Genomic DNA, 21,816 nt, shown 5'->3' with positions numbered 1-21,816 from the left:
ACCTCCGCCCCCATCATAACGCTTTTCCGCTCCTAGCCCTTTAACCGTAGCTCTCGGAAAACCCCCTTGGCCTCTTCCCCCAGGGCCCGGGCCACAGGTGCCTTAAGGCTTCCCTCCCGCACAAGAAGGTAGACGGTCCGCCCCGCCCCTGGGGGGCTCAAGGGCCTTAGGTGGAGGCGCTTGGCCCGGGGAAGGGTCCACAGGGCCACCTCAGGCAGAAGGGTAAGCCCCCCCACCTCCTCCACCAGAAGGATCAGGGTTTCCAGATCCCCGCTTTGAAACTCCACTCTTCGCCTTTCCAGGCTGGGACGGCAGACGGAAAGGACCTGATCCCGGAAACAGTGGCCTTCCGAAAGGATCCAGGTGTCCTCAAGGGGGATCTCCAAGGGATGAAGGCTCGCCTTGGCATAAAGGGGGTGCCCCGGGGAGATGTAGGCCAGAAACTCCTCGGAAAAAAGGGGAAGGCTCTGCACCCCCGGTGCCCGCTCCTCCGTACCCACCAACCCCGCATCCAACCGGCCCTCCACCAGCCCCTGAAGGATGGCCGGGGTGAGCTCCTCCTCCACCGAGACCTCGAGGCCCGGGTACCTTTCCAGCAACCGGGGCAAAAGCCTTGGCAGAAGATAAGGGGCCAGGGTAGGGATGACCCCCACGCGGAAAGGACCTTGGAAGACCCCCTCCTCTCCCCGGGCGATGGCCATGACCCTAGCCACCTCCTCCAGCACCCGGCGGGCCTGGGCCGCCACCCTTTCCCCCACCTCCGTGGGCTTTCCCTGCCTGCGGTCAAAGAGCTTGACCCCAAGCTCCTCCTCCAGCTTGCGGATCTGCACGCTGAGGGCAGGCTGGGTGAGGTAGACCCGCTCCGCCGCCCGGGTAAAGCTCCTCTCCTCCACCAGGGCCACCAGGTAGCGCATCTGCTCCAGGGTCATAAATTTAGTTTATTCCTATAACCAACAAGATGTATTGGACTTATGCGTGGATCCCCCCTAAGGTGAAAACTGCCTGGCCCTGCCAGGCAGGAGGTGACGAGGATGTTCCTGAGAATAGACCGCCTGCAGATCGAACTCCCCATGCCCAAGGAGCAGGACCCCAACGCCGCCGCCGCGGTACAGGCCCTACTGGGAGGGCGCTTCGGGGAAATGTCCACCCTGATGAACTACATGTACCAGTCCTTCAACTTCCGGGGGAAGAAGGCCCTTAAGCCCTACTACGACCTCATCGCCAACATCGCCACCGAGGAGCTGGGCCACATCGAGCTGGTGGCCGCCACCATCAACAGCCTCCTGGCCAAGAACCCGGGGAAGGACCTCGAGGAAAGCGTGGACCCGGTGGCCGCCCCCCTGGGCTTCGCCAAGGACGCCCGCAACGCCGCCCACTTCATCGCCGGCGGGGCCAACAGCCTGGTGATGGGAGCCATGGGGGAGCACTGGCACGGGGAGTACGTGTTCACCAGTGGGAACCTTATTCTGGACCTTCTCCATAACTTCTTCCTCGAGGTGGCCGCCCGCACCCACAAGCTCCGGGTTTATGAGATGACGGATAACCCCGTGGCCCGGGAGATGATCGGTTACCTCCTGGTGCGGGGCGGGGTGCACGCCGCCGCCTACGGCAAGGCCTTAGAAAGCCTCACCGGGGTGGAGATGACCAGGATGCTCCCCATCCCCCGCATCGACAACAGCAAGATCCCCGAGGCCAAAAAGTACATGGACCTGGGCTTCCACAGGAACCTCTACCGCTTTAGCCCTTCCGACTACCAGGACCTGGGGCTCATCTGGTCCGGCCCCTCCCCGGAGGACGGTAGCGAGGTAAGGGTGGTGGACGGCCCCCCCGAAGGCGGACCCGTCTTTGACGCGGGCCACGACGCTGCCGAGTTTGCCCCCGAGTTCCACCCAGGCGAGCTCTACGAGATCGCCAAGAAACTTTACGAGAAGGCCAAGTAAGGGGGTTCTTCCCGGCTGGGCCAAGAGGCCCAGCCGGCCCTAAAGCGCCCCATACCTCCCCCCGGGCAAAGCCTGGGCCAGCCCCTTAAGCTCCAGCAGGGTGAGGAGGGAAAGCACTTTTTCCGCAGGAACCCCCAAGGCCTGGGCCAGGTCCTCGGGGAGGGCTTCCCCTTGCCTAAGAAGGGCATAAAGCCCCTCCTCCTCCTGGGAAAGCTCCACCGCCCTTCTGGGCTTCCCGGAAAATCCCAGGTAGGAAAGAACGTCCTCTGCGGAAAGCACCGGATAGGCTCCATCCTGGATGAGGCGGTTGGTCCCCAAGGAGTTCGCATCCATAGGACGGCCCGGCACCGCCAAAACCTCCTTGCCCAGTTCCAGGGCATACCGGGCGGTGATGAGGGCTCCGGATTCCATGGGGGCCTCCACCACGATCACCGCCCGGGAAAGCCCGGCGATGATGCGGTTTCTTCTCGGGAAAAACTCCGGCTTGGGTCCGGTGCCGAAGGGGAACTCGGAAACCAGGGCCACCTTCCGGGCCAGCTCCCGGTGCTCGGGAGGATAGATGCGGTCCAAGGCGCTTCCCAAAACCCCCAGGGTGGACCCACCTCCCTCCAGGGCCCCCAGGTGGGCCTCCCGGTCCACCCCCCTGGCCAGGCCGGAAACCACGCAAAGCCCGGCCTCGGAAAGCTCCCGGGCAAGTTTGCGGGTGAAGGAAAGCGCCCAGGCGGAGGCTTTCCTGGTGCCCACGATGGCCACCGCCTTCCCTTCCTCCGGAAGATCCCCTTGCACATAGAGGTGGGTGGGAGGTTGGGGAAGCCTCCTAAGCCCCTCGGGAAAGGCCTCTTCCCAAAGCCCCAGGATGCGTACCCCCAAGGCCTCCGCCCGCTCCCTTTCCCGCCTGGCCTCCCCTTCCGCCTGGGGAAGCTGGGTTGCCACCTGGGGAAAGCGTTCTTTTAAGGAAAGAAGGGGGTTTTCCTCCGCCAAAAGCTCAAGAAGCCGCTTGGGCCCGATGCCGGGAAGCAGGGCCAGGGCCAAGGGATCCACGGGTTTAGAGTATACTGAAACATCTGGGTCACGGGCGGAGCCTGTATCCCGGAGTCCGTGCCCGAAGGTCCGGCCCCAGGCCCCAAGGCCAATCCAAGGGGGTCGGGATGACCTAGCAGATATGGAAGAGAAAACCTACTCCGGCTTTGTGGCCATCGTGGGCAAGCCCAACGTGGGCAAGTCCACCCTCCTCAACAACCTCCTGGGGGTGAAGGTGGCCCCCATCAGCCCCAGGCCCCAGACCACCCGGAAGCGCCTTAGGGGCATCCTCACCGAGGGAAACCGCCAGATCGTCTTCGTGGACACCCCGGGCCTTCACAAGCCCATGGACGCCCTGGGGGAGTTCATGGACCAGGAGGTCTACGAGGCCCTTTCCGACGTGAACGCCGTGGTGTGGGTGGTGGACCTCCGCCACCCCCCTACCCCTGAGGACGAGCTGGTGGCCAAGGCCCTCAAGCCCCTGGTGGGAAAGGTGCCCATCCTCCTGGTGGGCAACAAGCTGGACGCTGCCAAATACCCCGAGGAGGCCCTCAAGGCCTACCACGCCCTCCTGCCCGAGGCTGAGGCCAGGATGCTTTCCGCCCTGGACGAACGCCAGGTGGCCGAGCTCAAAGCGGAACTCCTGGCCCTTCTCCCCGAAGGCCCCTTCTTCTACCCCGAGGACTTCGCCAAAAGCGACCAGGACTTCGGGGAGTGGGTAGCGGAGATCATCCGGGAGGAGGCCATGAAGCGCCTCTGGCACGAGGTGCCCTACGCTGTGGCGGTGAAGACCGAGGAGGTGGCGGAGAGGGAAAACGGCATCCTGTACATCAAGGCCGTCCTCTATGTGGAACGCCCCTCGCAAAAGGCCATCGTCATCGGGGAGGGGGGCAGGAAGATCAAGGAGATCGGCCAGGCCGCCAGGAAACAGCTGGAGGTTTTCCTGAACCGGCAGGTGTACCTGGACCTCGAGGTCAAGGTCTACCCCGACTGGCGGAAGGACCCCGAGGCCTTGCGGGAGCTGGGCTACCGATCCTCCATAGGGTGAGGAAGAGCATTCCCCTGGGGGCCTTTTCCGGTTAGCATACCCATATGCCCTGGCTCCTTCCTCGAGGCATCGCCCCCCTTCACGAAAAGGCCCTGGACCGCTTCATCGGGGCTTTGGTGGAGAAGCTTTCCGATCCCAGCGTGGACCGGAACGCCCTGGTGAGAGAGGAGCTTGCCCGCCTCCTCTACGGCCGACCCTATGCGGAACTCCTGGAGCTAAACCCCCTGGCCGCCATGGGGCTAGACCCCGAGGGCATCACCTTTGAAGCGGAGTACTACGCCGCCACCGACCAGGAGAAGTTCCAAAAGGTTAAACCCCTCCTTTGGTTCTGGAAGGTTTTGGACCTCACCCCCATCGGCCAGTCCGTGCACTCCGGGGTGGCCATCCGCCGGGCCTTAGCCCCCTTCATCTTCAAGCGGGTGGGGAAAAACCCCAAGTTCTTCCAGAACGTGGAGTTTTCCGTGGGGTACAACCTGGAGCTGGGGGACGACGTGGTGGTCCACCGTTACGTGCTCCTGGACGACATCGGGGGCATAAAGATCGGAGACCGCACCTCCCTTTCCGACTACGTGAACGTCTACAGCCACACCCACCACGTCCTGGCCTCCCCTGACGTCACCCTAAAGGAAACCATCATCGGTAGCGGGGTGCGCATCACCTACCACGCCACCATCCTGGCCGGGGTGCGCATCGGGGACGACGCCATGGTGGGCACGGGGGGCCATCGTCACCAAGGATGTGCCTCCCCATGCCATTGCCTTGGGCATTCCCGCAAGGCCCACCCGCTATAAGGTCCGCCACGACTGCCCCTACTGCCGCAAGGGGGAACCCCATCCCTCGGACCTCATCCCCAAGGCCCCCGACCGCAAGGGCAACCCCGACTTCCCCGACTTCCTCCCCCCTGGCTTCGGAACCCGGGAGGCCTAGGCCATGTGGACCAAGGAGGAGCTGGACCGGTACCACCGCCAGATGATCCTGCCCCAGGTGGGGCCTGAAGGGCAGGAAAAGCTCAAGCGCTCCTCCGTGGTGGTGGTGGGGGCCGGAGGCCTGGGGGTGCCGGTCCTGCAGTACCTGGTGGCCGCCGGGGTGGGGCGGGTGGGCATTGTGGAGATGGACCGGGTGGAGCTTTCCAACCTCCACCGCCAGGTGCTCTACGCCACGGAGGATGTGGGCAAACCCAAGGCCCTGGCCGCCAAGGAGCGCCTCTTAGCCCTGAACCCTCTGGTGCAGATCGACACCTACCCCGTGCGCCTCACCTCGGAAAACGCACTAGAGATCCTGAAGCCTTACGACCTGGTGATCGATGCCTCCGACAACTTCCCCACCCGCTATTTGGTGAACGACGCCTGCGTGCTCCTGGGAAAACCCCTCGTCTACGGGGCCATTTACCAGTTTGACGGCCAGGTGGCGGTCTTTCACCACCTGACCCCCGAGGGGGAGATGGGCCCCTGCTACCGGTGCCTCTTCCCCAAGCCCCCTCCTCCGGGAAGCGTTCCCTCCTGCGCCGAGGCCGGGGTCTTCGGGGTGTTGCCGGCGGTGGTGGGAAGCCTCATGGCCGCGGAGGCCCTTAAGGTGCTTTTGGGGATCGGGAAACCCCTGGCCGGGTCCCTGCTCCTCTACGACGCCTTAGAAGCCCAGTTCCGCAAGCTCTCCCTGCGCCGCAACCCCGCCTGCCCGGTCTGCGGGGACCACCCCACCCAGCGGGAGCTTATAGACTACGAGGCCTTTTGCGGCCTTTGATCCTACCGGGTGGGGGTCCCCCGGGCTACTCCCTTGGACCCTTAGGGGGCGCGCTAAGGTGGGAAAGAGCCAAAAGCTAGAGGGAAAAAGCCGGGGGTCTTACCCCGGCTTCCCCATAGCCTCTCTCCTAAGCCCGGGCCTCGAGGGGCACGTAGGGCACGTCCAACTCCCCGGTATACTTGGCATCCGGCCTGAGAAGGCGGTTATCCAGGGCCTTGTACTCCAGGATGTGCCCCACCCAACCGGAGATACGGGCCACGGCGAAGATGGGGGTGAAGAACTCCAGGCCAAACCCCAGGTCGGAGTAAACCACCCCGGAGTAGAAGTCCACGTTGGGGTAGATGCCCCTGGGGTTCAGGACCTTGCCCGCCTCCTCCTCCACGATCTTCAGGATCTGGTATTCGGTGGAATGCCCATGGGTTTCCGCCACGATGCGGGCCAGTTTTTCCAGTACCCCAGCCCTTGGGTCAAAGGCCTTGTAGACCCGGTGGCCCATGCCCATGATGCGCTCCTTCTTGGCCAGCTTCTCCCGCACCCACTCCCGCGCCCTTTCGGGGGTGCCGATCTCCCGGATCATCTTCATCACCGCCTCATTGGCTCCCCCGTGCCTGGGACCCTTGAGGGAAGCCACGGCGGCGGTGATGGCGGAGTAGAGGTCGGTTTCCGTGGAAAAGGCGGCGATGGCGGTAAAGGTGCTGGCGTTGAAGCCGTGCTCGGCGTGCAGAATAAGGGCAGCGTCCATGAGGCGCTCCTGCTCCTTGGAGGGTTCCACCCCGTTAGCCATGTACAAGAAGTTGGCGGCGTGGGAGAGATCCTCCCGGGGAGCCAGGGGCTCCTTCCCTTCCCTCAGGCGCTTGTTGGCGGCCACAATGGTGGCGAACTTGGCGATGAGGGAAAGCCCTTTTTGGTAGAGGGCCTCTTGGGAGATGTCCCCCTCGGTGGGGTCCAGCATCCCCAGCTCGGAAACCGCCGTGCGCAGGAAGCTCATGGGATGGGCCGAGAGGGGATAGCGGCGGAAGGATTCCAGGATATGCTCGGGCAAGGCCCGTCGCCTGGCCAGCTCCTTTTTGAACCCCTCGAGCTCCTCCCGTTTGGGAAGTCTCCCATGTAGCAGGAGAAAGGTGGTTTCCTCAAAGGTGCTCTTTTCCGCCAGCTCCTGGATGGGGATCCCGTAGTAGTAGAGGCGGCCCGCCTCCCCGTCGATGAAGCACATCCGGCTTTCCGTAAAGAGCACGCCTTCCAAACCCCTTGCCACTTCCATACGCTCCTCCTTTTTTCGCACCCCAAGGGTGCTTCCACGCCCATCATACCAGGGTGGCCTGACGCTGCTGGGTTGTAGCTGCTAGAGGGCATCCTCCTGCAGGATCAGGGTCTTGAGGTAAAGGCTTTCCGGCACGTGCAGGCTCCAGGGATGGTCTTTGGGCTGGTAGGTGAGGCCGTGCACCCTCAGGCGCATCCCCCGGTCGGCGGCCGCCCGCCGGGCCACTTCCAGAAGGTCCTCCGCCTTGAGGTAATAGCTGCAGGTGGAAAGCCAGAGGTACCCCTCGGGCGCAAGAAGGCGCAAGGCTTCCCGCAAAAGGTCCACCAGGTGCCGCTTCATGGGGGGAATCTCCTCTGGGCGCTTCACCAGGGTAGGAGGGTCCAGGAGGATGTGATCGAAAAGCCCTTGAAGGCCTCTAAGCACCTCCAAGGCCTCCCCCTGGCGGATGTCCACCTTTAAGCCCATCCTCAAGGCCACCTGGTCCAGGATGGCCAGGGCCTCGAGGTCCTTGTCCACCGCCAGGGCATGGGCTCCTTTCCGCGCAGCCCTCAAGGCAAAGCCCCCCACGTAGCTAAAGACATCCAAGACCCTTTCCCCAGGGCGCACCATGCCCTCAAAGAGGCGGCGGTTCTCCCGCTGGTCCAGGTAAAACCCCGTCTTCTGGGCCAGGGCCAAGGGGATGGGGAAAACCAGGCCATCCTCCTCCACCGCCAAAACCTCGGGCACCTCCCCGTAAACCGCCCCCACCCTCTCGGGAAGCCCTTCCTGCCTCCTGGCCTCCACGTCGCTCCGCTCGTAAACCCCCTTGGGGCCCACTGCCTCTAGGAGGGCGGGAAACCAGACCTCCCTTAAAGCCTCCATCCCCCGGGTGCGCACCTGGAGAACCAGAACCTCTCCAAACCGGTCCACCACCAGGCCGGGGAGGCCATCCGCTTCTCCATGCACCAGGCGGTAGCTTTGGCCCATTCCCTCCCTCTTGCGCAAGGCCCGCTCAAAGCGGGCCAGAAAAAAGGCCCGATCCAAAGGGCCAGGGTCAAAGCGATAAGCCCGGAACGGGATGCGGGAACCCGGGTCCAGGTAGCCCACCGCCAAAAAACTGCCATCTGCGGCCACTGCCTCCGCCACCCCTGCCTGCTTGGGAATCCCCTCCAGCTCGTCCCGGTAGAGGTTGGGGTAGAAGTTTCGAACCTTCTTCTCCTTTCCCGGCTTGACCACCACCCTCAGCACGGGCTCAGCATACCCTTGTGCTATTTTGGAACCATGAACCGAAAACGCTGGCTGGCCCTTCTCCTCTTCGTGGCGGTGGCCCTTCTCGTGGTGGGCCTGGGGCGCCTCATCCAATCCCGGGAAACCGGCCACCCCTGGCGGGAAGCCACCCTGTACGGCCGGGGCGAAAAAGTCGTCCTCCTGGAGGTGGTGGGCAGCATCCCCATGGGGAAGGACCTCGAGGACCTCCTCTCCAAGATCCGCCAGGCCCGGGAGGATCCCGGCATCCGGGCCGCGGTCCTCTTCGTGGATAGCCCTGGGGGTAGCGTCACGGAAACCGAGGCCATCCACCGCGCCCTGAAGGACCTGGCCCGGGAAAAGCCCCTGGTGGCTGCCTTCGGCACCGTGGCCGCCAGCGGGGGCTACTACGTGGCCACCGCCGCCCGCGAGATCTTCACCCCGGCCACCGCCGTCACCGGCTCCATCGGGGTTATCGCCACCCTTCCCCAGGTCCAGGGTTTACTGGCCAAACTGGGCGTTCAAGTGGAGGTCCTCAAGGAAGGCCGGCTCAAGGGTATGGGCTCCGGCCTCCGGCCCCTCACCCCGGAGGAGCGAACCCTCATCCAGGGCTACATGCGCGAGGCGTACGAGCTTTTCGTGGCCAGGGTTGCGGAGGGAAGGCACCTTCCTAAGGACAAAGTGCGGCAACTGGCCGATGGCCGCATCTACTCGGGAACCCAGGCCATCGCCCTTGGGCTTGCGGACCGGGAAGGCTACCTGGAAGACGCCGCCAAGCGGGCCGCGGAGCTGGCCGGCCTGGAGGGGTTCCGCCTGGTGCGCTATGTGAAACCTAAAGGACTGCTGGACGGACTTCTGGGCGAGGAGTTTCCCCTGGGCCTTTCCTCGGAAACCGAGCAGCTAGTTTCCCTGCTCGGCCAGAACCGGTTTCGCCTCGAGTACCGCTACCTGGGAGGAGGACTATGGTGATCGCTAGCCCCTGGCGCAGGCTCGTGGCCTCCCTTATTGACGGCCTCATCCTGGTTCCCCTGAGCTTCCTCCTGATGGCCCTGGCCGGGATAAACCCCCTGGCGCAAACCACCACCTTCGTCCAGGACCTCCTCTTCAACTGGATACCCAGCTGGGCCTACTACGTGATCCTCACCGCATTGTATGGGGCAACCCCAGGAAAAATGGCCCTGGGCCTCAAGGTGGTCCGCACGGACGGCCAGCCTGTGGACTGGCTCACCGCCTTTATGCGGGAGGTGGTAGGCAAGACCCTTTCCACCCTGCCCCTCCTCCTGGGCTACCTCTGGGCCTTCTTCCACCCTAAGCGCCAGGCCTGGCATGACCTCATCGCCGACACCCTGGTGGTGCGCTCAGGCCCAGCCAGTGCCAGGTCCGAAGATGAGGCCCCGTAAACCGGGCAGGGCCGCAGAAACCCCCCGCACCCCTCTGGATCCATCCCCGAAACAAGGGGAAAGGTGGGGTAGGGCTTTCCGTCCGACGGAAAACAGGCAAGGGGCTACCCTGAGGATGTATGGATAGGCTTACGGATGTTGCGGCGGGCCTTTTCCTCTATGCCCTCATGGCAGGGAAGGACAGGGAGGAAGCCCTGGCCATCGCTCTCTCCGACCCTCCCTCTCACCTTGAGGCAAGCCTCCTTGCCCTATTTGCCCAGGCCCATGGCGTGAACGGGAAGAATCTGGAGGAAATAGAAGAGTATGCCATGAGGTTCCGAACCGGAAGCCCACTTCCACGGGAAATCTCCCCGATATCGCCCGAGGAACTGAGAGCCTTCTACCTGGAAACCTGGGGAGTGGACCCCATGCAGGAAGAAAACGAGGCTTGAAACCATGCGAGGCCCACTATACCACCCAGCTGAGCCCCCTACACATTGAACCCGAACATGCGCATCATGCGCTTGCCTTCCTCGGTCATTCTGGCAGGGGTCCAGGGAGGAGTCCAAACGAACTCCACATTCACCCCCTGCACCCCGGGAAGGCGCATCACCGCCATTTCCGCATCCGCCTTCACCATGTCCTGGGCGGGACAGCCGATGGCGGTGAGGGTCATGGTGAGGTCCACCACCCCGTTTTCGTGGATCTCCACATCGTAGACCAGCCCCAGGTCCACGATGTTCACGGGGATTTCCGGGTCGTAGACCACCTTCAAGGCCTCGAGGACCTGCTCCTTGGTGGGCAGACCCTCTTTGCCCCCCGCCTGGTTCGCATTCCCTTCCTGCAAGCCAGCCTGCCCCTCCGGCAAACCCTCGCGGTGCCTCTCGTCCATGCTTTACAGGATACCCCTTCCCCCAGCATCCCGCCCACCCGGCCTCACCATTCCCCAAAAGCTTCCTGGTCCTGGCCAAACCGCCACGGGTGTGGCACAATGTCTTCCGGTTGGGGAGTAGCCCCAAGGCCAGCCTTCCGTCAAGACGGGCACGGGCCCCGGGAGGCTGGGGGCGGAAAGCCCGGGCAAGACCACCGCTTAAGCGGTGGTCTTTATCTTTTGGGAGGTGAGCATGGAAACCAGTGTCCTCTCGGTGATCCTAATCCTGGTGGCCCTCGAGGTCATCCTGTCCGCCGACAACGCCCTGATCCTGGGGGTCATCGTCCAAAGGCTACCCGTTCACCTCAGGCGTAGGGCCCTCTTCTACGGCATCCTGGGAGCGTACGTGCTCAGGGGCCTCGCCCTTCTTTTCGCCGCCTTGGTCATCAAGCTCTGGTGGGTCCAGGTGCTGGGCGCTGCTTACCTGCTTTACGTGGCCTTGAAGCACTTCCTCAGGGCGGAGGGAGCCCATGCAGCCCCGCCATTGGAGGTGAGCGCCGCCCAGTTTTGGAAAACGGTGGCCCAGGTGGAACTCATGGACCTGGCCTTCGCCGTGGACTCGGTTCTGGTGGCCGTGGCCCTTTCCGATAAACTCTGGGTCATCTACACCGGGGTCTTCCTGGGCATCCTGGCCCTCAGGATGCTGGCCAGTCTGGTGGTCACCCTCCTGGACCGCTACCCTCGCTTCAAGCACCTGGCCTACGTGGTGGTGGGGCTTGCGGGGGTGAAGCTCCTGGTGGGCGGCTGGGACAAGCTCACCAAGGAGGTTCTCCACCGCCCCGAGCTGGCCGTGGGATTGGACAAGGAAGCCTTCAGCCTCCTCATCCTGGCGGTGCTCCTTCTGGGAAGCCTCTGGGCCTTGCGCAAGCCCGCGGCCCAACCCTCATAGGATGAGCCTCTGGACCTACTTTCTCCCGGCCCTTCTCCTCTTTTTGGAGGTGGGGTTCCCCTTCGGCCTTCTCGTGCCCGGAGGGGACACCCTCCTCCTGGCCTTGGGAGCCCTGGCCGGGGAGGGAAGGCTAAGCCTCTTCCCCCTCCTTCCCCTCCTCTTCCTGGGAAGCTACCTGGGACACGCGGTGGGGTACGGCCTGGGGCGGATCCTGGGCCAAAGGCTCCTCGAGCGCTTTCCCGAGCACCTAAGGGAGCGGGCCATCAAGCTCCTAAGCCGTTTCGGCCCCTCGGCCCTCCTCCTTGCCCCTTTTGTGCCGGGCATGCGCACGGCGGTGCCCTTCTTGCTTGGGACCTTGGGCTTTCCCTGGCTGCCCTACCTGCTCCTAGCCGCCTTGGGAAGCCTCCTCTGGACCCAGGGGCTCGTCCTCTTCGCCTACTTCCTGGGGGAAAGGCTTCCCGCCTGGCTCCTCTGGCCTATCCTGCTCCTCCTCGCCCTTCTTCCTCTTCTGCGCCGAAAGCCCAAAGCCTAGATGTACTTCTCCCCCCGCACCACCCAGACGTTCTCCACATAGGCGATCACGGCGTAATGGGGAAAGTAGGCCTCCTGCAAGCGGGCCAGGATCCTGAGGGCCACTTCTTCGGGAACGATGGTTTCCAGGCGGATGTTCTGGCCCTCCCAGTCCAGGCTGCGCATGCCCCGGGAACCCTCTCCCCTGGCGGGCACGGTGGTGTACCCCTTGGCCCCCAGGCGCTTGATCTCCTCCACCAGCTTCTTCTCCAGGATGCTTTCCGCCACGATGGTGACCAGCTTCAAAGGCACCAGGTCCATGCTTCACCCCCCCATCCATTGAGCCAAGGTGTGGTAGATGGGAATACCCAGAACCAGGTTAAAGGGAAAGGTTACCGCCAGGCTTGCCGCCAGATACAGGCTGGGGTTGGCCTCGGGCAGGGCGATGCGCACGGCAGCGGGAGCAGCGATGTAGCTGCTGCTAGCTGCCATGGCCCCCAAGACGGTGGCCCCGCCCACGGAAAACCCCACCAGGTGCCCCACATAGACCCCCACGGCTCCGTGAAAGAGGGGAAGGAGGGTTCCGTAGAGGATCAGACGGAAGCCCACCTGCCTTAAGGTGGCGAACCTCGTGGCCGCCACCATCCCCAGGTCCATGAGGAAAAGGGTGAGGGCCCCGTAGAAGGGATCCGCAAAAAAGGGCTTTACCCGTTCCATCCCCGCCTCGCCGGAAAGGGCCCCGATGAGAAGCCCACCCACCAGGAGGACCACGCTCTTCCCGGTGAGGACCTCCTGGAAGGCCTCCCCCAGGTTTCCACCCCCCCGCTTGGCCAAAAGCAGGGCCACCACGATGCCGGGCACCTCCAAAAGGGCCATCAGGGTGGGCAAAAACCCCTCGGGCCGGTGGCCCACTGCCTGGGCGAAGGTGAGGGCTGCCAGGAAGGTTACCGCGGAAACCGAGCCGTAATGAGCGGCCAGGGCCCCAGCATCCACCCGGCCCAGGACCAGAAAGCGGCGGGCCAGAAAATAACTGGAAAGGGGCCGGAAAAGCCCCAAACCCAGGGTGGCCAAGGCAGGAAGAAGCACGATAGTCAGGGGCGTTTTGGAAAGCTCCACCCCCCCTTTGAAGCCAATGGCGAAGAGCAGGTAGATGGAAAGCGCCGTGTACATGGCCTCAGGGAAGGCGAGGTCGCTTCTAAGAAGCCGGGCCGCCATCCCCAGGGCGAAGGCCAGGACCATGGGCGAAAAAAGGTTGAGCCGAAGGAGCTCCAAGGCATCCATGGCCTGCCTTTTACCACAGGCGGGAGGGCTTGGTACAATCCGGTACGATGCGGCCTTTGGTGGGCGTCATCATGGGCTCCAAGTCCGACTGGGAAACCCTCCGCCATGCGGCGGAAACCCTGGAAACCCTAGGCATCCCCTACGAGGTGCGGGTGGTCTCTGCCCACCGCACCCCGGACCTGATGGCGGACTACGCCAAGACCGCCAAGGAGCGGGGGCTTATGGTGATCATCGCCGGAGCTGGCGGAGCTGCCCACCTTCCCGGCATGACCGCCGCCCACACCCCTTTGCCCGTGCTGGGGGTGCCGGTGGAAAGCAAGGCCTTGAAGGGCCTGGATTCCCTTCTTTCCATCGTGCAGATGCCCGCCGGCATCCCCGTGGGAACCTTGGCCATCGGGAAAGCGGGAGCGGTGAACGCCGCTCTCCTGGCTGCCAGCATCGTAGGGCTCTCCTACCCTGAGGTGATGGAGCGCCTCGAGGCCTATCGCAAGGCCCAGACGGAGGCCGTCTTGGCCCACCCCGACCCCCGGGAGGAAGGATGAAGCTGGGCATCCTGGGCGGGGGCCAGCTGGGGAGGATGCTGGCCCTGGCGGGCTATCCCCTGGGGCTTTCCTTCCGCTTCCTGGACCCCTCCCCCGAGGCCTGCGCCGGGCAAGTGGGGGAGCTGGTGGTGGGGGATTTTCTGGACGAAGAAGCCCTCCGGCGCTTTGCTGAGGGGCTTGAGCTGGTCACCTATGAGTTCGAAAACGTGCCGGTGGAAGCCGCCCGGTTCCTTGAGGCAAGGCTTCCCGTCCTTCCCCCGCCCAAGGCCCTGGAGGTGGCTCAGGACCGCCTGGCGGAAAAGACCTTCATGCACAGCCTGGGGATACCCACCCCTCCCTTTCGCCGGGTGGATGGCCTCAGGGAGCTTAGGGAAGGCCTCGAGGCCCTGGGCTTCCCCGCCCTCCTCAAGACCCGCAGGGGCGGGTACGACGGCAAGGGCCAGGCCCTTCTCACCTCATGGGAGGAGGCGGAAAGGGCCTTCCACGCCCTGGGGGGAGGGGGATTGATCCTCGAGGGGTACGTTCCCTTCCAGCGGGAGCTTTCCATCCTGGGGGTGCGGAGCCGAACCGGGGAGGTGGCCTTCTATCCCTTGGTGGAAAACCGCCACCAGGGGGGTATCCTGCGCCTTTCCCTGGCCCCGGCCCCAGGGGTTTCCCCCACCCTGCAGCAGAAGGCGGAAGCCTTTGCCAGGAAGGCCATGGAGGCTTTGGGATACGCGGGCGTGCTGGCCCTGGAACTCTTCCAGGTGGAAGAGGAACTCCTCTTCAACGAGATGGCCCCCCGGGTTCACAACTCCGGCCACTGGACCCTCGAGGGCGCCGAGACCAGCCAGTTTGAAAACCACCTCCGGGCCCTTTTGGGCCTCCCCTTGGGAAGTACCCTCCCGCGGGGCCATAGCGCCATGGCCAACCTCATTGGGGTGAAGCCCGACTTCCCCCAGGTCCTCGCCCTTTTCGGAGCCCACCTGCACTGGTACGGCAAGGAGGTGCGCCCGGGACGCAAGGTGGGGCACATCACCCTGCGGCGGGACACCTGGGAGGATCTGGCCCGGGACCTTCCCCATCTCCTCGCCTTGGCCCAGGCTCCCAAACCGGTATAATCCCGGTGTTCCCTGCGGGAGCGGGAAGGAGGCAGGCTATGGACCGAAACGCTCGGCTTAAAGAAGTGGTGCGCGCGGCCAAGGAACACCCCGTCTACCGGGAGAAATTCAAAGGAGTCCACCCGGAGGAGGTCACCCTGGAAAACCTCGGGGAGCTTCCCCTCACCACCCGCGAGGAATGGGTGGCCTACCTAAAGGAAAACCCCAGGCCCCCAGAAGGGGCAAGCCTCATGCACCTGACCCCAAGCCCCCTCATGGGCTGGATGCCCGAGTACCTTTCCCAGGAGGACCTCCGTTACCAGACCGAGGCCCTGGCGGAACACTACCGCAGGCTCGGCCTCACCGGCAAAAAGGTGCTGGTGGCCTTCAGCTACCACGTCTTCGCTGGGGGATGGCTCTTCCACCAAGCCCTCTGGCGGGCGGGGAACCTGGTCTTCCCCCACGGACCAGGAGAGGCCTCCCGCATCGCCGAGATCGGCCATACCTATGGCTTTGACGTGCTGGTCACCAATCCCTCCTTCGCCCTCAAGGTGGGCCAGGCGGGGGGGCGGTTTGCCCTCCTCCTGGCAGGGGGAGAACCCTTCACCTCCGTCCCCGGTTTCCGGGAAAAGGTGGAAGCCCTTTTGGGATGCACCGCCCTGGACGCCTACGGCACCAGCGAGCTCGGGATCGTGGCCGGGGAAAGGCTTAGCAAGGACGGGCTTTGGGAGATCCCGGAGATGGCGGTGTTGGAGGTCTTGGATCCCGAGACCCTGAAGCCTGTGCCCGACGGGGAAAAGGGGGAACTGGTGGTCACCGCCCTGAGCCGTACCCTCATGCCCATGGTGCGCTTCCGCACCGGGGACCTGGCCGTGGCCGAAAGGCGGGAAGGGCTCACCGTCCTGCCCCAGGGAGTCTTCGGCCGCACCGACCAGATGGTGAAGGTGAAGGGGGTAAAGCTCTACCCCACGGAACTCGCCCCCATCCTGGGCGGATTCGGCCTGGACCCTAGGGGCTTCCAGGTGGTGGTGGAAAGGAAGCTGGAGGGCACGGACAAGCTGGTTCTCCGGCTTAAGGCGGAGAAGGTGCCGCCAGGGCTTTTGGAGGCCATCACCAAGGCCACGGGCCTGAAGGTGGACGAGGTGGAGCTGGTGGGGGAGCTGGAAGGCGGTCTGGTGGTGGACCGTCGCTTTTAAACTATCTCCCCTTAGCTTCCGCTAAGGTGGGGGCCCCGTAATGCCACCCCACCTGGGCAGGAGCCCAGGTGGGGACCCCGGTATATCCCTTCTCCAAGGGATGTTCTCGGGCACCCATGGAGGGCGGTACGGCGAGAAAGAGTTCAAGACCATCCTTGTAAGGCCACTTGTTATATTCTTCTCATAACCCCGGGGTATACTCCCCCCAAAGCAACGGGGCCCTTGCGTTATAGTAAGGGCAAACCCTGTGCCTTGTGGGAAGGAGGCAAGATGCGGTTTTTCGTGGTGGGCGACGTGTCCGTGGACCTGCTTTTCTTCGTGGAGCGCATACCGGAGCCGGGGGAGGAGGTTCCCTCCCGCCGTGCCCTGATGAAACCGGGGGGCGCCGGGGCCACCCTGGCGGCGCAGCTTTCCAGCCTGGGCCACCGGGTCTACCTGGCTGGCCGGGTGGGGCAGGATCCCTTCGCCGAGCTGGCCCTTTCCCGGGTGCGGGAGGTGGGGGTGGACCTGAGGCACCTTCAGGAGGACCCCGACCACACCACCAGCTCGGTGCTGATCCTTCTGGTGCCAGGGGGGGAAAGGGCCATGGTGAGCGCCGAGGGGGCAAGCCGTTACCTGGATCCCTCCCTCTTCAAGCCCCGCTTCTTGGACCAGGCGGACGCCGTGGTCCTCTCCGCCTACGCCCTGGTGGGAGGCCCTAGCCGGAGCTACGCGGTGGAGGTCCTCGAGGCTGCCAGGAAGCGGGAGATGCCCATCTTCGCCGACCTGGGAACCGGGGCGGTACGGGCGGCGGGCAGGGAGCTTTTAAGGTACCTGCGAGGTGTAAGCTGGCTTCTCATGAACCAGACGGAGCTTATGGCCCTGACGGAGGCCTCCTCCCTTTCCGAGGGGGTGGCCCGCCTCCGGGAAGAGGGCTTCCACCACCTGGTCATCAAGGTGGGGGCCATGGGTTCCATCGTGGTCACCCCGGAAGGGGAGGAGCTCATCGAACCCTTCCCCGTGGAGGACATCGTGGATTCCACGGGATCCGGAGACGCCTATACCGCCGCCTTCGCCCACGCCATCCTGAGCGGGAAAAGCCCCCTGGAGGCGGGCAGGCTGGCCAACCTGGCCGGGGCCTTGGCCGCCACCGCCATCGGCGCCCAGGGCAGGCTCATTCGGCTAGAGGACCTGGAAGTAGCGGTGGGCCAGGGCTAAAAAGGCCAGGCCCGCCTTCCCGCTCTTTTCCGGGTGGAACTGGGGGGCCAGGAGGTTTTTCTTGGCCAGCAAGGCGGTGAAGGGGGTGCCCTCGTACTCCCCCCGGCCCAGGGAATAGGGGGTAAGGGGGCCGTAGTAGGAGTTGGCGAAGTAGAAGTGGCGCCCCGAAAGCTCCTGGAAGGCGCCTGCGAAGCGCACCCGGTTCCACCCCATCTGGGGCACGCGGCCCTGGGTAAAACGCCTCACCACCCCCTCCACCAGGCCCAGCCCCCTGACCCCCGGGGCTTCCTCGCTCTCCTGGTACAGGACCTGCATGCCCACGCAGATGCCCAGGAAGGGAAGGCCTCTTTCCAGGTGGGCCAGGACCCGGTCCACGAACCCGCTATTCCGGAAGGCCTGCATCACCTGGCCGAAGTGGCCCTGGCCGGGAAGGACCAGGAGGCTGGCCTCGAGGTGCGCCCGGGGATCCGAGGAGACGCTGACCTCAAAGCCCGCAACCTCCAACGCCTTGGCAGCACTTCGGAGGTTCCCCGAACCGTAGTCGATGAGCAGGGCCTTCATGCCCTAAAGCACCCCCTTGGTGCTGGGAAGCTCCTCCCCCGTGATCCGGGTCGCCCGGTGTAGGGCCCGGGCCAGGGCCTTGAAGCTGGCCTCCACCACATGGTGCGCCTCCCTGCCGGAAAGAAGCCGAAGGTGCAGGGTGAGGCGGCCGTGGTTGACGAGCCCCCTTAGAAACTCCCTGAGGTGGTAGTGGTTCACCCCGCCCGCCTCCCCCACCACGGGCCACTCCTCCGGACGGTACTCCAGGTGGGGCCTTCCCGAGAGGTCCAAGACGCAAAGCACCAGGGTTTCGTCCATGGGGGCAAAAGCCTCGGCGTAGCGTTCCACGCCCCTTCCCTCCCCCAAAGCCTCCCTTAAGGCCTGGCCCAGGGTGATGCCCACATCCTCCACCAAGTGGTGCACGTCCACCTCGAGGTCCCCCCTGGCCTCCACCTCCAGGAGAAAACGCCCGTGGCGCTGGAGCTGGAGGAGCATATGGTCCAGGAAGGGAAGCCCCGTGGCCACCTTACCCCCAGGGGGTCCATCCAAGCCCAGGCGCACCCGCACCCAGGTTTCTGCGGTCGCCCGTTCCACGGAAGCCTCACGCATAGGCCACCTCAAAGGCCGCCTTCAAAAAGGTGTCCATCTCCTCCTTGGAGCCCACCGTCACCCGGATGCACCCAAAAAGGCCTGGGTAGTGGTCCTGCCTTCGCACCAGTATCCCCTGGGCGAGAAGGTGGCGGAAGGCCCTCTCAGCATCCGGGGTCCGCACCAACAGGAAGTTGGTGTGGCTCCTATAGGGCTGCCAGGTGGGATGGCCCCTAAGCTTCGCATAAACCCGCTCCCGCTCGGCTCGCACGTGGGCCGCCACCGCCTCCACGTAGCCGGGGTTTTCCAGGACCACCTCCAGAATGGTCCCGGTGTGGGCGGGAAGGACAAAGGGAGGAAGCACCTCGCGGACAAGGGCGGCCACCTCCGGCGAGGCCAACAAATAACCCGCCCTCACCCCTCCCAGGGAGAAGGCCTTGGAAAAGGTGCGCAAGAAGGCCACATGGGGGTTTTCCCGCCCCAAGGGGCTAAAGTCCGAGCCCGCAAACTCCCGGTAGGCCTCGTCCACCACCAAAAGCCCCTCCACCTCCTTGGCCCTCTCGGCCAAGGCCCAAAGGGCTTCCTCGAGGAAAAGGGTCCCCGTGGGGGCGTGGGGGTTGGGCAGGAAGAAGACCCCGCCCTGGAAGGCGGAAAGAAGCTCCTCCAAAGGCAAAGCGAATCCTTCCTCCCTTGCCTCCAGGAGTATGGCCCGGTAAGGGGTTCCCGTCACCCGGGCGGCATGGGCGTAGTGGGGAAAGGAGGGGCTTACATCCAAAACCTCCTCCGCCGCCACCGCCAGGGCCAGGATGAGGAGGTTGGAACCCGGTGCCAGGACGATGCCCTCCTCCGGCCATCCCACCCGGGCGGCAAGCCTTTGCCGCAGGGTCTCGGCGTGGATCTCCGGGTAGCGGTTCCAGGAAAGGTGGGCCAGGCGCCTCAGGGCCTCCGCCTTCAGGGCCTGGGGAAGGTCAAAAGGGCTTTCGTTCTGGTCCAGCTTCACCGGGGCATCCACCTTCTTGTAGGGATAGGGGGAGATACCCCGGAGGTGCGCCTTAAAGGCCCGCATGGGTCAAGTATAGCTAGAAGTGAGCGTAACCCCGCCGCTTTACGGGTGCGCCCAGGAAGTACACCCCCTCCCCCTCGGACACCTGTCCGGCGCGGAAAAGGGGAAGCCCCACCTCCTTCGCCCGGGCCAGGACCTGGGCCTCCTGCTCCGGGGGCACCGCCAGCACCGCCTCGAACTCCTCTCCCCCGTAAAGGACCAGCTCATGCGCCAGGGCCTCATCCCCGGCGAAGGCCAGCACATCGGGGTAAAGGGGAAGGGCCTCGAGGTCCACCCGCACCCCCTGTTCGGAAAGTTGCCAAAGGGTTTCCGCCAGGCCATCCGAGGAGTCTAAGCCACCCCGGAGGAGGCCCTTGAGGCTTAAGAGTTCCAGCCGGGGCAAAGGGTAGAAGGCCGCCTCCCGGATCTCCGGATAGGCCCCGAGGTCCCGGGCCTGGTAGTGGGCCTGTATGGCCGCCCCCGTCCTGCCCCAGCGATCCCCGGCCAGGTAGAGGAGGTCCCCCGGAAGGGCCCTCCGGGGTAAGGGAACCTCCGCCTGGGCGAAGCCGGAAACGGTGAGGGCCACCTCCTCGCCGGCGTTGGTGTCCCCCCCAAGGAGCACAGCCCCAAGCCGCCCTGCCGCCTCCGCCGCACCCTTGACCAGCTCAAGGGCGAAGTCCTCCTCCAAATCCGGGGGCAGAAAAAGCCCTAGGGTAAAGCCCAAGGGCCTTCCCATCTTGCAAAGAAGGTCGGAAGCCGTGGCCGCCACCCCCCGGAAGCCCACCTCAAAGGGCCCCATCCCCAGGAGGGCCACTTCCCGGTAGAGAAAGCCATCCGTCTTCAAAAGCCAGGCTACCTCCCCCACCCAAACCCCCCCGGCATCATCCCCGGGAGGCAAGGGAGCCCCTGGGGGATAGCCGATGGGGGCAAGCTTCCCAAGAAGCGCCCGCTCGCCCAAGTCCTTAAGCCGCATACGCCCAGGCTAGGGTATCATGGCGGGGTGTGCCGGGTTGACCTTTGCCTTACGCCGGCCCGCGGCCCCCTGATCCTGGTGGAGGTCCTCCCTGCAGGGAGCCTCCTCACCCAGCTCCTGGCCCAAGGAGCCCTGGAGGTCTGGGTGGCCCCAGGGCCCAAGGTGGCCCGCCTTCTGGCCCAGGAACTGGGACAAGGGGTCCTTCTCCTGGGCGAGGTGGAAGGCTTCCCTCCCGAGGGCTTCCACGGCCGGCTTTCCCTGGTGGACTTGGAAAGCACCCCTGTGGCGGGGAAAAAGGCCATCCTGGTGGCTCCCCTCCTCAACGCGAGCCTCCTACATGGGGAGGAGGAGGTGTACGTGGCGGGGTTTCGCAACGCCAAAGCGGTCCTGGAAGCCCTTCGCGGTCTAAAGGGGCTGGTGCTCCGACCCTCCGGGGCCCCGGAGCCCCTGCTCTCGGCGGTGGTGGCCGCCGGCTTCTTGCAGAAGCGCCTCTCCCCCGATGGCCCCACCACCCTGGCCACCGCCCTCCTCAAGGCCTTCCCCGATCCCCAGGAGGCCCTCTTCCAAAGCCCGGAGGGCCAGGCCCTTCACAAGGAGGGGCGCACGGAGGAGCTGGCGCGGGCAAGCCTCATCGGGGTGGATCCCGTGGTGCCCAGGCTTGCCGGGGTACGCTTCTTCCCCAAGGCGGAGTTCGGCCTGACCCAGGACCGCTACGCCCAGAGGTTTGTGGCATGGAACGGGTAGAACTCTTAGGCCTTCCCCTGGACCCTGTGGGGATGGAGGAGGGCCTGGCCCGAATCCAGGGCTTCCTAAAGGAGGAAGGCACCCACCAGGTGGTCACCCTGAACCCGGAGATCGCCGTGCGGGCCCAGGAGGACCAAGCCCTCAGGCAAGCCATCCTCGAGGCGGAGCTGGTAACCCCGGATGGGGTGGGCATCCTCTGGGCTGCTAAAAGGCTTTTGGGCCTGGAACTTAAGGAGCGGGTCACCGGGGTGGACCTCACCCTGACCCTTCTAAGCCGATTCCCCGGTATCCGGGTCTACCTCCTGGGGGGCAGGCCCGGGGTGGCGGAGCGGGCGGCCCTCGAGGCCAGGCGGCTCGGGGCGGAGGTGGTCGGGTACCACCACGGCTACTTCCAGGAGGAGGAAGGGGTGGTGGAGGAGATCCGGCAAAAGGCCCCGGACCTCCTCCTGGTGGGCATGGGGGAACGGCAGGAAACCTTCATCCACCGGCACAAGGCCCACCTGAGGGCCAAGGTGGCCATGGGGGTAGGTGGCACCCTGGACGTGCTGGCCGGCGAGGCCCGACGCCCCCCGGCCTGGGCGCAGAGGCTCGGCCTGGAGTGGCTTCTCCGGGTGGGCCTGGACCCCAAGCGTTGGAAAAGGGTTCCCAGGCTTTTCCGCTTCGCTTATATGGTTCTCAAGGAAAGGCGCTAG

General features: G+C 64.9%; 25 protein-coding genes and 1 pseudogene. 15 read left to right on the top strand and 11 right to left on the bottom strand.

Annotation, left to right across the window (positions count from 1 at the left end; genetic code table 11):
- Positions 1 to 32 precede the first annotated feature (32 nt).
- Positions 33 to 929, bottom strand: coding sequence for a LysR family transcriptional regulator (locus TNMX_RS08880; RefSeq protein WP_038031380.1), 897 nt, complete (start codon positions 927 to 929; stop codon positions 33 to 35).
- 102 nt (positions 930 to 1,031) lie between these two features.
- Between TNMX_RS08880 and TNMX_RS08875 the strand changes: the two genes are divergently transcribed.
- Positions 1,032 to 1,940, top strand: a complete 909-nt coding sequence (locus tag TNMX_RS08875; RefSeq protein WP_015716549.1) for a manganese catalase family protein — start codon at positions 1,032 to 1,034, stop codon at positions 1,938 to 1,940.
- Positions 1,941 to 1,979: 39 nt separating this feature from the next.
- On the opposite strand, the gene dprA is transcribed toward TNMX_RS08875, so the two are convergent.
- Positions 1,980 to 2,981, bottom strand: a complete 1,002-nt coding sequence (dprA, locus tag TNMX_RS08870; RefSeq protein ID WP_038031378.1) for a DNA-processing protein DprA — start codon at positions 2,979 to 2,981, stop codon at positions 1,980 to 1,982.
- A 121-nt stretch (positions 2,982 to 3,102) separates the two neighbouring features.
- Here dprA and era point away from each other — a divergent pair, with 121 nt between their 5' ends.
- The 3 genes and pseudogenes from era (at position 3,103) to TNMX_RS08855 (ending at position 5,748) form a co-directional block, all read left to right on the top strand.
- Complete coding sequence (gene era / locus TNMX_RS08865; protein ID WP_015716547.1) at positions 3,103 to 4,008, top strand: GTPase Era; 906 nt, start codon at positions 3,103 to 3,105, stop codon at positions 4,006 to 4,008.
- Positions 4,009 to 4,052: 44 nt separating this feature from the next.
- A pseudogene (locus tag TNMX_RS08860) lies at positions 4,053 to 4,935 on the top strand (acyltransferase).
- Between the two features lie 3 nt (positions 4,936 to 4,938).
- Positions 4,939 to 5,748 carry a molybdopterin-synthase adenylyltransferase MoeB gene (locus TNMX_RS08855; RefSeq protein ID WP_038031376.1) on the top strand — a complete coding sequence of 270 codons (810 nt, stop codon included), beginning with the start codon at positions 4,939 to 4,941 and terminating at the stop codon, positions 5,746 to 5,748.
- Between the two features lie 127 nt (positions 5,749 to 5,875).
- On the opposite strand, the gene TNMX_RS08850 is transcribed toward TNMX_RS08855, so the two are convergent.
- Together TNMX_RS08850 and TNMX_RS08845 are read right to left on the bottom strand one after the other, a co-directional pair.
- Positions 5,876 to 7,009 (bottom strand): citrate synthase/methylcitrate synthase, encoded by a 1,134-nt coding sequence (locus tag TNMX_RS08850; protein ID WP_038031374.1) that lies wholly within the window; start codon positions 7,007 to 7,009, stop codon positions 5,876 to 5,878.
- Positions 7,010 to 7,090: 81 nt separating this feature from the next.
- On the bottom strand, positions 7,091 to 8,236 hold the full coding sequence (locus TNMX_RS08845) for a class I SAM-dependent rRNA methyltransferase (RefSeq protein WP_038031372.1): 1,146 nt from the start codon (positions 8,234 to 8,236) through the stop codon (positions 7,091 to 7,093).
- Between the two features lie 33 nt (positions 8,237 to 8,269).
- Here TNMX_RS08845 and sppA point away from each other — a divergent pair, with 33 nt between their 5' ends.
- The 3 genes from sppA (at position 8,270) to TNMX_RS08830 (ending at position 10,064) form a co-directional block, all read left to right on the top strand.
- Positions 8,270 to 9,202, top strand: coding sequence for a signal peptide peptidase SppA (gene sppA, locus TNMX_RS08840; RefSeq protein WP_038031369.1), 933 nt, complete (start codon positions 8,270 to 8,272; stop codon positions 9,200 to 9,202).
- Complete coding sequence (locus tag TNMX_RS08835; RefSeq protein ID WP_038031367.1) at positions 9,196 to 9,633, top strand: RDD family protein; 438 nt, start codon at positions 9,196 to 9,198, stop codon at positions 9,631 to 9,633. Before sppA ends, TNMX_RS08835 begins: the two co-directional genes overlap by 7 nt.
- Positions 9,634 to 9,752: 119 nt before the next feature.
- The gene (locus TNMX_RS08830; protein WP_038031364.1) at positions 9,753 to 10,064 is read left to right on the top strand and encodes a hypothetical protein; all 312 of its coding nucleotides are present in this window, start codon (positions 9,753 to 9,755) and stop codon (positions 10,062 to 10,064) included.
- 38 nt (positions 10,065 to 10,102) lie between these two features.
- Here the strand turns inward: TNMX_RS08830 and TNMX_RS08825 are convergent, their stop codons facing one another.
- Positions 10,103 to 10,504 carry a metal-sulfur cluster assembly factor gene (locus tag TNMX_RS08825; protein WP_015716540.1) on the bottom strand — a complete coding sequence of 134 codons (402 nt, stop codon included), beginning with the start codon at positions 10,502 to 10,504 and terminating at the stop codon, positions 10,103 to 10,105.
- Positions 10,505 to 10,736: 232 nt separating this feature from the next.
- Between TNMX_RS08825 and TNMX_RS08820 the strand changes: the two genes are divergently transcribed.
- On the top strand, positions 10,737 to 11,432 hold the full coding sequence (locus TNMX_RS08820; protein WP_038031402.1) for a membrane protein: 696 nt from the start codon (positions 10,737 to 10,739) through the stop codon (positions 11,430 to 11,432).
- A gap of 1 nt (position 11,433) precedes the next feature.
- Positions 11,434 to 11,964: a DedA family protein gene (locus TNMX_RS08815; protein WP_038031362.1), complete on the top strand. Its 531-nt coding sequence runs from the start codon at positions 11,434 to 11,436 to the stop codon at positions 11,962 to 11,964.
- Here the strand turns inward: TNMX_RS08815 and TNMX_RS08810 are convergent.
- Complete coding sequence (locus TNMX_RS08810; RefSeq protein ID WP_038031360.1) at positions 11,961 to 12,263, bottom strand: P-II family nitrogen regulator; 303 nt, start codon at positions 12,261 to 12,263, stop codon at positions 11,961 to 11,963. The genes TNMX_RS08815 and TNMX_RS08810 overlap by 4 nt on opposite strands.
- A 3-nt stretch (positions 12,264 to 12,266) precedes the next feature.
- Positions 12,267 to 13,223 carry a sodium-dependent bicarbonate transport family permease gene (locus TNMX_RS08805; RefSeq protein ID WP_038031359.1) on the bottom strand — a complete coding sequence of 319 codons (957 nt, stop codon included), beginning with the start codon at positions 13,221 to 13,223 and terminating at the stop codon, positions 12,267 to 12,269.
- Between the two features lie 47 nt (positions 13,224 to 13,270).
- Between TNMX_RS08805 and purE the strand changes: the two genes are divergently transcribed.
- The 4 genes from purE (at position 13,271) to TNMX_RS08785 (ending at position 17,237) form a co-directional block, all read left to right on the top strand.
- Positions 13,271 to 13,765 (top strand): 5-(carboxyamino)imidazole ribonucleotide mutase, encoded by a 495-nt coding sequence (gene purE, locus TNMX_RS08800; protein ID WP_038031357.1) that lies wholly within the window; start codon positions 13,271 to 13,273, stop codon positions 13,763 to 13,765.
- Complete coding sequence (locus TNMX_RS08795; RefSeq protein WP_038031355.1) at positions 13,762 to 14,865, top strand: 5-(carboxyamino)imidazole ribonucleotide synthase; 1,104 nt, start codon at positions 13,762 to 13,764, stop codon at positions 14,863 to 14,865. Before purE ends, TNMX_RS08795 begins: the two co-directional genes overlap by 4 nt.
- Before the next feature lie 38 nt (positions 14,866 to 14,903).
- Positions 14,904 to 16,040: a phenylacetate--CoA ligase family protein gene (locus TNMX_RS08790; protein ID WP_038031353.1), complete on the top strand. Its 1,137-nt coding sequence runs from the start codon at positions 14,904 to 14,906 to the stop codon at positions 16,038 to 16,040.
- Between the two features lie 270 nt (positions 16,041 to 16,310).
- Positions 16,311 to 17,237 carry a carbohydrate kinase family protein gene (locus TNMX_RS08785; RefSeq protein WP_038031351.1) on the top strand — a complete coding sequence of 309 codons (927 nt, stop codon included), beginning with the start codon at positions 16,311 to 16,313 and terminating at the stop codon, positions 17,235 to 17,237.
- On the opposite strand, the gene hisH is transcribed toward TNMX_RS08785, so the two are convergent.
- From hisH to TNMX_RS08765, 4 genes are read right to left on the bottom strand one after another with little or no spacing between them, the layout of a single operon-like run.
- Positions 17,202 to 17,798, bottom strand: a complete 597-nt coding sequence (hisH, locus tag TNMX_RS08780) for an imidazole glycerol phosphate synthase subunit HisH (RefSeq protein ID WP_038031349.1) — start codon at positions 17,796 to 17,798, stop codon at positions 17,202 to 17,204. The two genes, TNMX_RS08785 and hisH, sit on opposite strands and share 36 nt — an antisense overlap.
- Positions 17,799 to 17,801: 3 nt before the next feature.
- Positions 17,802 to 18,386, bottom strand: coding sequence for an imidazoleglycerol-phosphate dehydratase HisB (gene hisB, locus TNMX_RS08775; protein WP_015716529.1), 585 nt, complete (start codon positions 18,384 to 18,386; stop codon positions 17,802 to 17,804).
- Positions 18,379 to 19,431: a histidinol-phosphate transaminase gene (locus TNMX_RS08770; protein ID WP_038031347.1), complete on the bottom strand. Its 1,053-nt coding sequence runs from the start codon at positions 19,429 to 19,431 to the stop codon at positions 18,379 to 18,381. The genes hisB and TNMX_RS08770 overlap by 8 nt, the downstream gene beginning before the upstream one ends.
- Positions 19,432 to 19,444: 13 nt before the next feature.
- The gene (locus TNMX_RS08765; RefSeq protein WP_038031345.1) at positions 19,445 to 20,380 is read right to left on the bottom strand and encodes a thiamine-monophosphate kinase; all 936 of its coding nucleotides are present in this window, start codon (positions 20,378 to 20,380) and stop codon (positions 19,445 to 19,447) included.
- A 27-nt stretch (positions 20,381 to 20,407) separates the two neighbouring features.
- On the opposite strand from TNMX_RS08765, the gene TNMX_RS08760 reads away from it, so the two are divergent.
- Both TNMX_RS08760 and TNMX_RS08755 read left to right on the top strand, forming a co-directional pair.
- A complete protein-coding gene (locus TNMX_RS08760; protein ID WP_038031343.1) occupies positions 20,408 to 21,124 on the top strand; it encodes a 2-phosphosulfolactate phosphatase in 717 nt (238 codons plus the stop codon).
- Positions 21,112 to 21,816, top strand: coding sequence for a WecB/TagA/CpsF family glycosyltransferase (locus tag TNMX_RS08755; RefSeq protein WP_038031341.1), 705 nt, complete (start codon positions 21,112 to 21,114; stop codon positions 21,814 to 21,816). Before TNMX_RS08760 ends, TNMX_RS08755 begins: the two co-directional genes overlap by 13 nt.

Source organism: Thermus sp. NMX2.A1 (assembly GCF_000511705.1).
GTDB classification, from domain to species: Bacteria; Deinococcota; Deinococci; order Deinococcales; family Thermaceae; genus Thermus; species Thermus scotoductus.
The sequence above is the reverse complement of the archived record's forward strand: the minus strand, read 5'-3'. Positions and strand labels throughout refer to the sequence as shown.